General features: G+C 60.3%; 10 protein-coding genes. All 10 read left to right on the forward strand.

The genetic code is table 11. From position 1 onward, the window contains the following. Positions 1-138: 138 nt before the first annotated feature. The 10 genes from ACUN9V_RS04240 to ACUN9V_RS04285 all read left to right on the forward strand — a co-directional run bounded on the left by ACUN9V_RS04240 (position 139) and on the right by ACUN9V_RS04285 (position 10696). Positions 139-543: a DVU3141 family protein gene (locus tag ACUN9V_RS04240; RefSeq protein WP_445510461.1), complete on the forward strand. Its 405-nt coding sequence runs from the start codon at positions 139-141 to the stop codon at positions 541-543. A gap of 180 nt (positions 544-723) precedes the next feature. Further along, positions 724-2475, forward strand: coding sequence for a polysaccharide biosynthesis/export family protein (locus tag ACUN9V_RS04245; RefSeq protein WP_245392154.1), 1752 nt, complete (start codon positions 724-726; stop codon positions 2473-2475). Between the two features lie 211 nt (positions 2476-2686). Beyond that, on the forward strand, positions 2687-3424 hold the full coding sequence (locus ACUN9V_RS04250; RefSeq protein ID WP_075561200.1) for an ABC transporter permease: 738 nt from the start codon (positions 2687-2689) through the stop codon (positions 3422-3424). Between the two features lie 13 nt (positions 3425-3437). After that, the gene (locus tag ACUN9V_RS04255; protein WP_110691973.1) at positions 3438-4424 is read left to right on the forward strand and encodes an ABC transporter ATP-binding protein; all 987 of its coding nucleotides are present in this window, start codon (positions 3438-3440) and stop codon (positions 4422-4424) included. Next, the gene (locus ACUN9V_RS04260; protein ID WP_445510462.1) at positions 4421-5536 is read left to right on the forward strand and encodes a chain-length determining protein; all 1116 of its coding nucleotides are present in this window, start codon (positions 4421-4423) and stop codon (positions 5534-5536) included. Before ACUN9V_RS04255 ends, ACUN9V_RS04260 begins: the two co-directional genes overlap by 4 nt. A gap of 96 nt (positions 5537-5632) precedes the next feature. Then, a complete protein-coding gene (gene rfbB / locus ACUN9V_RS04265; RefSeq protein WP_439283652.1) occupies positions 5633-6706 on the forward strand; it encodes a dTDP-glucose 4,6-dehydratase in 1074 nt (357 codons plus the stop codon). Beyond that, positions 6703-7590, forward strand: coding sequence for a dTDP-4-dehydrorhamnose reductase (gene rfbD, locus ACUN9V_RS04270; RefSeq protein ID WP_445510463.1), 888 nt, complete (start codon positions 6703-6705; stop codon positions 7588-7590). Before rfbB ends, rfbD begins: the two co-directional genes overlap by 4 nt. A gap of 81 nt (positions 7591-7671) precedes the next feature. Beyond that, the gene (gene rfbA / locus ACUN9V_RS04275; RefSeq protein ID WP_075561203.1) at positions 7672-8592 is read left to right on the forward strand and encodes a glucose-1-phosphate thymidylyltransferase RfbA; all 921 of its coding nucleotides are present in this window, start codon (positions 7672-7674) and stop codon (positions 8590-8592) included. 37 nt (positions 8593-8629) lie between these two features. Then, positions 8630-9175, forward strand: coding sequence for a dTDP-4-dehydrorhamnose 3,5-epimerase (rfbC, locus tag ACUN9V_RS04280; RefSeq protein ID WP_445510464.1), 546 nt, complete (start codon positions 8630-8632; stop codon positions 9173-9175). A 165-nt stretch (positions 9176-9340) separates the two neighbouring features. Beyond that, positions 9341-10696 (forward strand): UDP-glucose dehydrogenase family protein, encoded by a 1356-nt coding sequence (locus ACUN9V_RS04285; protein WP_445510465.1) that lies wholly within the window; start codon positions 9341-9343, stop codon positions 10694-10696. Positions 10697-11300 lie beyond the last annotated feature (604 nt).

Consider the following 11300-nt stretch of genomic DNA (forward strand, 5'->3'; position numbering starts at 1 on the left):
ACATTTCAGAAAGAGAAGTTCACGTCAGGAAGAGAAGTTCACGTGGAAAAGGCGGCAACGACGTTGGGCGCTACAGACACATATCAGGCTAGGTTCTCGGCGATAACGCGCGAGAAATCGAGGGGAAGGGTGGTCGCGATGAGACAGGAAAAAGAGCAGGTCATCAGCAGGAAGTCCGTAACCCGGTGGATGGCTTTGACGTTGGCACTCGCCGCCGTTTCGGGGTGTGCCACGTCACAGCAACACGGTGACTCGATGGCGGCGATGCCCATGGATGGCGCAACGCCGGTAAGCGGTCCGCTCGCCAGCTTTCTCGATCGTGCCGCGCCTGGCAGCGTCACCACGATGGCCACTTCACCCTGGGGTGCCAACGTCTCGATACACGCCCGGGAGCGCTATTTCTCGGCAAGCGGTCGGCGCTGCCTGCTCCTCGACGTGACACGCAATACGGCACCGGCCGGTCTGCCGGTAGGCGAAGTGACCTGCCTGGTGCCGGAAAAGGGATGGTATGCGCAGCGATTGGTGACGGAAATCATTCGCTGAGGATCGATGCCGACGCGCAGTCGGACATGTCCTCGACGAAGCCGTCGAAAGCCGTCGTTCCCGATGCCGGAACGACCTATCTGCCAACGAATCACTGAGTGCCATTAAAGGCATTCAAGCGGATCTCAGTTACCGAAATCCGACGTTCGATGGCCTGAAAACGTGAGAAAGGGAAACATCATGAAGCGGGCAGCAATGATTTTCCGGGCCGTGTGCCTGGTGGCGGTAGCGTGCTTGAGCGCCAACTTTGCTCACGCGCAGGCGATCGGGCTGAGCAGTAGCTCGTTGCTTGGCGGCGACCAGGAGGCCCAGGCGTTGACCTCGCAGTCCGACGATGCCCAGGGTGCCGAGGCCTCGCCGAGAGCGGATTGGAACAGCGGAACCTATGGCCCCGTCGATCCGAATGGATCAGTCGATCCTCGGTCGCAAGCCGTAGTCGACCCCGAGAATCTGCCCCCGTTCGGCGAGAATCTTTTCAGCGGCGGCTTCCGCGGCATGATGGCCGATGGCCTCAATGCCGACTATCTGATCAAGCCCGGCGACCAGATCACGATTCGGGTCTGGGGCGGGGTCGAGATCGATCGCGTGCTGGCCGTGGATGCTCAGGGCAACATCTTCCTGCCACGAATCGGGCCGTTGCAGGTTCAGGGAATATCCAACGCCCAGCTCAATGCCAAGGTGCGCGGAGCGATCAAGTCGGTCTACCCGGAAAACGTCAGCGTCTACACCAACCTCCAGGGCGTGCAGCCGGTGGGGGTCTTCGTCACGGGTTACGTCTTGAATCCCGGGCGCTACTCCGGAACGCCCAATGATTCGGTGCTCTACTTCCTCGATCAGGCGGGCGGTATCGATCAGGCCCTGGGCAGCTATCGTCAGGTCGTGATCAAGCGGGGAAGCCAGGTCGTCGATTCCGTCGATCTCTATGACTTTCTGATCAACGGCGATATCGCTCGGCCCCAGTTTCGCGACGGCGACACCATCGTGGTCGAGGAGCGCGGTCCTGCCATCAGCGTCGTCGGCGCTGTACAGAAAAGCTATCGCTACGAACTGCTTGGCGATGCGCTGACCGGGCAGGACGTGATCAATCTGGCTCGCTTGAAATCCGGCGTCTCGCACGTGCTGCTGCGTGGCAGTCGTTCCTCGGGGCCGATCTCCCGTTATCTGCCACTGGCCGACTTTCGAAGTGCCGAAGTTCGTCGTGGCGATGAAGTGATGTTCAGCGCCGATCAGCGTGACGAGACCATCGTGGTTCAGGTGGAAGGAAGTTACTACGGGCCGTCGCGATACGCGTTGCCCCGCGACGCCAAGCTGGGTGAATTCCTCGACGCGGTCAGCGTGCCGCAGGGCATGACCAGCTACCAGGATGTTTCCATCCGCCGCATCAGCGTGGCTGAGCAGCAGGCGCAATCGCTGAAGGACAGTCTGCGGCGCCTCGAAACCACCTATCTCGGCTATCCGGCGCGTACTGCCAAGGAAGGGGAGATCCAGGTTCGTCAGGCCGAACTGATCCAGCGGTTCGTGCAGAAGGCCTCTCAGGTCAAACCGACCGGCCGTCTGGTCGTCGCTCGCGACGGCAATGTCGCCAATATTCGGCTGCAGGATGGCGACGTCATCACGATCCCCGAGAGTTCGGACTCTGTGCTGCTGAGCGGCGAAGTCATCATTCCTCAGGCGATGGTCTATACGGCGGGCATGAGCGCCGAGGACTACATCCAGCAGGCTGGCGGATTCACGCCCCGCGCCGACGAGGGGCAGGTGCTGGTCGTTCACCGCAATGGTGCCGTCATCAAGGCCGATCAGACCCGCATGCGTGCCGGCGACGAAATCATCGTTCTGCCCGCGGCGCCGACCAGCAACATCGAACTGGCCACCAGCATTACCCAGATCCTCTATCAGGTCGCCGTGGCCACCAAAATAGCGCTGGATCTATGAGCGCGCTCGATCCGCGGTCCTGCCGCGCCCTTGCTGCGGGACAGGGTTTCCGCGGCACCTTCGGGGGGACTCCGTCATGGCTATAGATTCTTCACGATCGGGGCTTTTACCACCGGGCTTCCCGCCGGGGTTTCCCGGGCCGGGTTTCGCAGGACCTCCAGGGGGGCCTTCGCGGTCGCCTTGGCGAGTCGCCCGAAGCGTCTGGTTCGCCATGTTCATGCGTGAGGCGATTTCTCGGACCATGGCCGACCGCATGGGCTGGTTCTGGATGATCTTCGAGCCGCTGGCGATCATCGGCGTGATGGTATCGGTACGCGGGCTATTCATGTCCGGCCGGCATATCGCCGGCGCCGACTACGTCGCCTGGATGGTGGTCGGGCTGATGGGCTTCATGTTGTTTCGCGAGAACATGATGCGTTCGATCGGCGCGGTCGAGGCCAATCGCGGGCTATTCGCCTATCGCCAGGTCAAGCCGATCGATCCGGTGCTGGTGCGCTGCTTCCTCGAAGGCATGCTCAAGTCGCTGATCTTCATCCTGTTCATCACCATCGGCAGCCTGCTCAAGTTCGAGCTGATGCCGGACTACCCGGTCGGCGCGATGATGGACTGGATGTCTCTATGGGCGCTGGGCTGGGGATTCGGGCTGACGCTGTCGGTGCTGGGCGATCTGGTGCCGGAAATCGGCAAGATCGCACGCATTCTCAACCTGCCGTTGCTGTTGCTTTCCGGGGTCATTCTGCCGGTGCTCTACGTGCCCCATCAGTATCGGGAATATCTGCTGCTGAATCCGATCGTGCACGGTCTGGAGAGCATGCGGCTGAACTTCTTCGCCGGCTACCACACGATCGGCGGTATCGATATGACTTACCTGTGGCTCTGGGCGCTGGCGTCGATTTCGCTGGGGCTGGTCCTTCACCTGCGTTTTCGCGATCAGCTGAAAGCGCACTAGGAGATCTGCCCACATGATCGAGATCCGCAATCTCTACAAGCGCTACCACAATCATCACGGCAGCCAATGGGTGCTCAAGGACATCAACCTGACCATCCCCTCCGGTGTCAGCGTAGGGCTTCTGGGCCGCAACGGCGCCGGCAAGTCGACCCTGCTGCGGCTGATCGGCGGGATGGACTCACCGGATCGCGGCGACATCATCCGCAACAGTCGGGTTTCCTGGCCGATCGGTCTGGCCGGCGGTTTTCAGGGATCGATGACCGGTCGCCAGAACGTCAAGTTCGTGGCCCGTATCCACGGGGCGGAGGAAGAAATCGAACGGGTGATCGAGGAGGTCGAGGCCTTTGCCGAGATCGGCAGTGCCTTCGACGAGCCGGTCAAGACCTATTCGTCGGGGATGCGTTCGCGCCTGGCATTCGGCCTGTCGCTGGCCTTCGATTTCGATGTCTACCTCTCGGATGAGGCGACCGCGGTCGGTGATCGCGCGTTCAAGGCCAAGGCTCAGAAGGCATTCAAGGATCGTATCGGCAAGGCCAGTCTGATCATGGTCTCCCACGGCGAGGGGGTCCTGCGGGAGTTCTGCGAGGCCGGCATCGTGCTGGAGAAAGGGCAGGCGCAATGGTTCGACGATATCGAGGATGCGATCGGCGCTTATCACGAAGCGACTGATGGCAAGAAGACCGCGCCGCCGATCGTGCCCCAATCGCTCTCCGAAGCGAAGCAGGCGCTGATGCAGGCCAATCGCGAATTCGAGCAGGTGCGTCTCGACTACCAGATCGCCAGCGACGATCCCGCTCGCAACGATCCGGATGACACCCTGCGCTGGCGCATGGAAGAAGCCCGCGAGCGCATGCATGAAGCGCGCCGCTATGTACAGCAGTTCCAGGCGCAAGCGAAGCCCAGGCCCACGCCCAAACCTCGTAATCGAACGACAGCGCCTACGACACAGACGCCGAACAAGACCCCGAAAAAGACTCCGAAAAAGACAGGTCGGCCATGAACAAGTCAGCTCATACCCATAAGTCATCCCGGTTACGCAAGTCATTCCACTGGATCGTGTGCTTCATCGCGATCGTCGTCGTCTCACTCTACTGGGCGCTATGGGCCAGCGACCGTTATGTCTCTCATACCAACGTGGTACTGGAAAGCCCCCAGCTCGCTTCGCCGACCTTGAGCGTGAGTTCGCTGTTGAGCGGCGGCTCTTCCAGCAATCTCGCGGACATGCTGCTGCTGCGCGATTACATGCGCTCCGTCGACATGCTGAAACTGCTCGTCGATGAGGCGGATTTCCGCAATCACTACGCCAACTCCGGCGCCGATCTCTTCAGCGCGCTTAGCGACGAGAACGCACCGCTAGAGGAGCTGCACGACTACTTCCTTTCGCGGATATCGGTGGAGCTGGACGACTACGCCGGCGTATTGCGGATCGACGTCGAAGCCTTTACCCCGCAGGAAGCCAACAAGATTGCGCAGCTGCTGCTGGAAGAGGGCGAACGCCACATGAACCTGATGGGACAGCGGCTGGCGGAAGAGCAGGTGCGCTTTCTCGAACAGCAGGTTTCGCTGTTGGAAGACAAGTTCCAGCAGACCCGAGACGCGCTGGTCGATTACCAGAACTCCAATGGCCTGGTCTCGCCGACGGGCACGGTGGAGAGCCTGAGCTCGGTGGTTTCGACCCTGGAAGGACAGCTCGCGGTCGCCAAGGCGCGCAAGAGTGCCCTGGCAAGCTTCCAGAGCGTTCGTTCTCCGGAAATCGTGCGCGTCAGCAGCGAGATCAAGGCGCTCAACGATCAGATCGTGCAGGAGCAGGAGCGGCTGGCCCGCCAGTCGGGTGACGCGCTCAACAGCATTTCCTCGAAATACCAGACCTTGATGCTGCGCGCCCAGTTCGCTCAGGAGAGCTACTCCGGGGCGCTGGGGGCACTCGAAACCACCCGTATCGAGGCTGCCCGCAAGTTGAAGCAGGTTTCCGTGCTGCAGACGCCGACGATGCCGGAATATGCCGAGCAGCCGGAGCGCGTCTACAACTCGGTGGTTTTCGCGGTGATCGCGCTATTCATCACGCTGATCATCAACATGCTGATCCTGATCGTGAAAGACCATCGCGACTGACGTTCGCCATCGATCCAGCAATGAGCGTTGCACGACAAACCCACTATGGGTCGTGGCGCTATCAACAGTAGTTTCGACGGGGGAAATACCATGAGCATGACATTCCTAGTGACAGGGGGAGCCGGATTCATCGGTTCGGCAGTGGTGCGCGAATTGATCGAAAAAACGCCACATCGCGTGGTCAACGTCGACAACCTGACCTATGCGGGCAACCCGGAATCGCTGGCTCGCGTCGATAGCGACGAGCGCTACGAGTTTCGTCTGGCCGACATCTGCGATGCGGCGGCGATGGCCAGAATCTTTCGCGAGTATCAGCCGGATGTGGTCATGCACCTGGCGGCTGAGAGCCATGTCGATCGCTCCATCGATGGGCCTGCGGCGTTCATCGAGACCAACATCGTCGGCACCTATACCTTGCTGGAGGCGGCGCGCGTCTACTGGAAAGGGCTTCAGGACAGCGCGCCGCAGAAAGCGGCGAATTTCCGGTTTCATCATATCTCCACCGATGAGGTCTACGGCGATCTGCACGGCGTCGACGACCTGTTCACCGAGACGACACCGTACGCGCCGAGCTCGCCCTATTCGGCCAGCAAGGCCAGTTCCGATCACCTGGTGCGCGCCTGGAATCGGACCTTTGGTCTGCCGACCCTGGTGACCAACTGCTCCAACAATTACGGGCCGTTCCATTTTCCGGAAAAGCTGATTCCGCTGATGATCCTCAGCGCGCTGGCGGGGCAGTCGTTGCCGGTCTACGGCGATGGCAAGCAGGTTCGCGACTGGCTGTTCGTCGAGGACCATGCGCGGGCGCTGGTTCAGGTCGCCTGTGAAGGCAAGATCGGCGAGACCTACAACATTGGCGGCCATAACGAGAAGCAGAATCTCGAGGTCGTCGAGACGATCTGCGACCTGCTCGAGGAACTCGCGCCGCGCAAGCCCCCTGGCGTCGAAAACTACCGGGATCTGATCACTTTCGTTGCCGATCGGCCGGGACACGATCAACGCTATGCGATCGATGCGTCCAAGATTCAACGGGAGCTGGGCTGGACCCCCCGGGAAACCTTCGAAAGCGGCATGCGCAAGACCGTGTGCTGGTTCCTCGAGAACGAGGTGTGGTGGCTACGTGTGCAGAACGGCAGCTACCAGGGCGAGCGACTGGGGGTGACCGCATGACCATCCTGATTCTGGGCGGCAACGGTCAGGTCGGTCACGAGCTGCAGCGGGCGTTGGCTCCGCTCGGGAAATGTGTCTCTCCCGGTCGCCGATCGCTGGATCTGCAGGATGCCGGTGCCGTGGCTCGATTGCTGGACTCGCTACAGCCCAGCCTCATCGCCAATGCCGCTGCCTGGACTGCCGTGGATGCGGCCGAAAGTTCGCGTGACGAGGCCTTCCGGTTGAATGCGGCGCTGCCGGCGCAACTGGCCGATTACTGCGCATCGACCTCGGCGCGGCTCGTGCATTACTCGTCTGACTACGTCTATCCCGGCGATGGAGAAAAGCCGTGGCTCGAGAGCAGCGAGACGGGTCCGCTCTCCATTTATGGCCAGAGCAAGCTGGCGGGTGACGAGGCGATACTGGCCAGCGGTGCCGACGCGCTGATCTTTCGCACCAGTTGGGTCTACAGCGCCCGCGGCCACAACTTCCTGAAAACCATGCTGCGCCTGGCCCGGGAACGCGAGGCGCTTAGCATCGTTGGCGACCAGATCGGCGCGCCGACGCCAGCGCGGCTGATCGCGGAGGTCACGTTGCTGGCGGTGAGGGCACGGATGGAAGGCCGCCTGGCCTCCGGCCTCTACCACCTCGCGCCACGTGGCGAAACCAGCTGGCACGGCTTCGCTCAGACGATCTTTCGCCAGGCCGAAGCCTTCGGGGAGACGTTGCGGGTACAGCCGGATCGGGTGGTTTCGATTCCGACCGCCAATTACCCCACACCGGCGCGACGGCCGCTCAATTCGCGCCTGGCGCTGGAGAAACTCGAACAGGCGCTCGGCATCACGCTGCCGGACTGGGAGTCCCAGCTGGAGCTGACGCTGGCGGAGCTGCTCGAAGCCGAGTAGAGGCCTCTCGTGCGGGAAATTCTCTAATTATACCGTTATCTAACATCTGAATCGATCCTGGCATCGAATAGGAGCTTAACCATGGCACGTAAGGGCATCATTCTGGCCGGCGGTTCCGGCACACGGCTTCACCCGATCACGCAGGGCATCTCCAAGCAGCTGCTGCCGGTCTACGACAAGCCGATGATCTACTATCCGATTTCGGTGCTGATGCTGGCCGGAATCCGCGAGATTCTGATCATCTCGACACCGTCCGATCTGCCGCAGTATCGGTATCTGCTGGGTGATGGCACCCAATTCGGGGTGCGCTTCGAATATGCCGAGCAGCCGTCGCCCGATGGCCTGGCCCAGGCGTTTCTGATCGGCGAGTCGTTCATCGGCAGCGACTCCGTGTGCCTGGTGCTGGGAGATAATCTCTTCCATGGACAGCACTTCACGGAGCAGTTGACCCGGGCCTCGGAAGCGAAAAAAGGGGCGACGGTGTTCGGCTATCTGGTCAAGGATCCGGAGCGCTTCGGGGTGGTGGATTTCGACGCCTCGGGCAAGGCGCTATCGATCGAAGAGAAGCCGATCAAGCCGAAATCGCCCTATGCGGTCACCGGTCTCTACTTCTACGACAACGATGTGGTCGAGATCGCCCATCGGGTCAAACCGTCCGAGCGCGGCGAGCTGGAGATCACCAGTATCAATAACGCCTACCTCGAGCGTGGCGATCTGCGCGTCGAGCGGCTGGGCCGCGGCTTCGCCTGGCTCGATACCGGGACCCACGACAGTCTGCTGGAGGCGGGTCAGTACGTGCAGACGATCGAGCACCGTCAGGGGCTCAAGGTTGCCTGTCTGGAAGAGATTGCCTGGAATCAGGGCTGGATCGATGACGCGACACTGGCCGAACGCGGCAACGCGCTCAAGAAAACCGGGTACGGCCAGTATCTGCTGGAGCGCCTGGAGGACTCGCGACGTGGAGCGACGGTAGCGAAAGCGGCAGCCGTTGGCGGTCAGTAACCCGACGCGCCCCATCGTAGTCTAAGGAACGAATGACATGAATTACGAAAAATTGGCCATCCCTGACGTCGTGCTGATGACGCCCCGAACCTTTGGCGACGAGCGCGGGTTCTTCCTCGAAACGTTTCGTCACAGCGAGTTCATCGAGCACTGCGGCGACTGCACCTTCGTACAGGACAACCACAGCAAGTCCGGCCAAGGCATTCTGCGGGGCCTGCATTATCAGCTGCAACGGCCCCAAGGGAAGCTCGTGCGGGTCACTCGAGGCGAGGTCTACGACGTCGCGGTCGACATGAGGCGCAGCTCAGCCACTTTCGGCCAATGGGTCGGAGCGCTGCTGAATGAAGACAATCGCCAGATGTTATGGGTGCCGCCAGGATTCGCTCATGGCTTCTACGTGACCAGCGACGTCGCCGAGTTCCAGTACAAATGCACGGACTACTATGCGCCGGGCGACGAATACAGCCTGCACTGGAACGATCCGCAGCTGGCCATCGACTGGCCATTGGTTGGCGACAGACCGATGACGTCCGACAAGGACGAGCAGGGGAGTTCTCTGGCTGACGCGGCGACGTTTGCCTAGGCGTCAGTCAGCCTGGATTTCCATCGAGCGCTCACCTGAGCGTTCGTCTCGACGGGATTCGGGCTCTTGGGTACTCGCTATCAGGCGTCAGGCCATCCGGTCTTGCCATCTCGACTTTCTGAGCTGCCCCGCAGGCAGCATCGCACACTCTTGGGAGTTTCTCGGATGAAGATCACCGTTTTCGGTACCGGCTATGTGGGCCTGGTTACCGGCGCCTGTCTGGCGGATGTTGGCCACGACGTGGTCTGTGTCGATATCGATCAGAACAAGATCGATCGCCTGGTTCAGGGAGAGATCCCGATCTATGAACCCGGCCTCGAGTCGATGGTGCTTCGCAACGTGGAAGCCCAGCGACTGCGATTCACGGTCGACGCTGAAATGGCAGTCGCGCATGGGGCCCTCCAGTTCATTGCCGTTGGGACCCCGCCGGATGAGGACGGCAGCGCCGATCTGCAATATGTGCTCGCGGTGGCCGCCACCATTGGCCAGTACATGAATGCTTACAAGGTCGTCATCGACAAGTCGACCGTCCCGGTCGGTACCGCCGACAAGGTCCACGACCGTATTGCAGGCATCCTTGCGGAACGCGCCATCGAACTCTCGTTCGATGTCTGTTCCAACCCCGAGTTCCTCAAAGAGGGCTCGGCTCTGGAGGACTTCACTCGAGGCGCTCGTATCGTTGTCGGCACCGACTCGGATCGCGTCAGCGACCTGATGCGTGAATGTTACGCGCCCTACAACCGCAACCGCGAGAAGCTGATGTTCATGAGCGTCAGGGCGGCGGAGCTGACCAAGTACGCTGCCAACGCAATGCTGGCGACCAAGATCAGCTTCATGAACGAAATTGCCAACCTGGCGGAGCGTCTGGGGGCAGATATCGAGGACGTTCGTCGCGGCATCGGCTCGGATCCTCGAATCGGCTACCACTTCATCTACCCAGGCTGCGGCTATGGCGGCTCCTGCTTCCCGAAGGACGTCCAGGCGTTGGCTCGTACTGCCAGCAAGGTCGGTTACGAAGCCGAGCTGCTCCAGGCGGTCGAAGCGGTCAACAAACGTCAGAAGTCGACGCTGTTCGAGAAGCTTTCCCATGCCCTGGGCGGGGAGCTGGAAGGCAAGACGATCGCGGTCTGGGGGCTGGCGTTCAAGCCGGAAACCGATGACATGCGCGACGCGCCGAGTCGGACGCTGATGGAAGCGCTATGGGCGCACGGTGCCACGGTACAAGCCTACGATCCCGAGGCGATGAAAGAGTGTCGTCGGATCTACGGTGAGCGTGACGACCTGGTGCTGGTGGCAGACCGTATTCAGGCCGTCAAGCGAGCCGACGCGCTGGTGGTCTGCACGGAATGGAAAGAGTTCCGCACACTCGATGCCGAATGGATCCGTGCGCAGTTGACCTTTCCGATCGTGGTCGACGGCCGAAATCTGTTCGATCCGGAAGCGATGTCCGCCGCCGGTGTCGACTACTACGCCGTCGGCCGTGGCAAGACGCTCGTTTCCTCGACTGAAACTCGTCGCTGAGTGACTCTTCGCTGACGCTCGTTCCGAATCCCCGCTGGAAAACGCATCGTCGATTTTCTACGGCGCTTTATTATCGGAATATCTCTATTTACTGTTTTTAATACTGTCGATTATGAGATATCTGATATTGATCGTCGATTTTTAATGAGTGGATTGCTGGATGGTGAATATCGATGAGTAAATTCATCTTCACCAAAAGCCGGGTCGCGATTAACCTGACTAAAGTCTAGCAATAAACTGCGATCGTCGATTGGAAGGTGTTGAAAGTCGAAAGTATTTGACACGCTGAAGTTAACGGCGGGGAAAGTGTGGGCTGTCATGGTTCCGCAACATTGTAGCGATGTCATGTCGTTATTCTGCGACACTTCAAGCCTCAGGGTTCATTTGTTGGTCAGTTTTTCGATTGATTGATCGATACTGGGTTTTGTAGACACGCATGTCGTTAGCCGCGCCGTTAGCAAGATCGACTGTCATGATGAAGATTATGACAGGAATAGTGTTTGTAAAATTTTTAGTTTAAACGCTACTTGATTCAAGAGCCAAGCGATTGAACGGTATTTAAGAGCCCAGCGATTGAACGGCCGATAGGAATGTCGTCGTTTTA

The sequence above is a fragment of the Salinicola sp. V024 genome (assembly GCF_052645315.1).

Excerpts from the sequence above, each read along its gene's own strand:
- rfbD (WP_445510463.1), top strand. The coding sequence starts at position 6,703 with ATGACCATCCTGATTCTGGGCGGCAACGGTCAGGTCGGTCACGAGCTG.
- rfbC (WP_445510464.1), top strand. The coding sequence starts at position 8,630 with ATGAATTACGAAAAATTGGCCATCCCTGACGTCGTGCTGATGACGCCC.
- ACUN9V_RS04285 (WP_445510465.1), top strand. The coding sequence starts at position 9,341 with ATGAAGATCACCGTTTTCGGTACCGGCTATGTGGGCCTGGTTACCGGC.
- ACUN9V_RS04260 (WP_445510462.1), top strand. The coding sequence starts at position 4,421 with ATGAACAAGTCAGCTCATACCCATAAGTCATCCCGGTTACGCAAGTCA.
- ACUN9V_RS04250 (WP_075561200.1), top strand. The coding sequence starts at position 2,687 with ATGTTCATGCGTGAGGCGATTTCTCGGACCATGGCCGACCGCATGGGC.
- rfbA (WP_075561203.1), top strand. The coding sequence starts at position 7,672 with ATGGCACGTAAGGGCATCATTCTGGCCGGCGGTTCCGGCACACGGCTT.
- rfbB (WP_439283652.1), top strand. The coding sequence starts at position 5,633 with ATGACATTCCTAGTGACAGGGGGAGCCGGATTCATCGGTTCGGCAGTG.
- ACUN9V_RS04240 (WP_445510461.1), top strand. The coding sequence starts at position 139 with ATGAGACAGGAAAAAGAGCAGGTCATCAGCAGGAAGTCCGTAACCCGG.
- ACUN9V_RS04255 (WP_110691973.1), top strand. The coding sequence starts at position 3,438 with ATGATCGAGATCCGCAATCTCTACAAGCGCTACCACAATCATCACGGC.
- ACUN9V_RS04245 (WP_245392154.1), top strand. The coding sequence starts at position 724 with ATGAAGCGGGCAGCAATGATTTTCCGGGCCGTGTGCCTGGTGGCGGTA.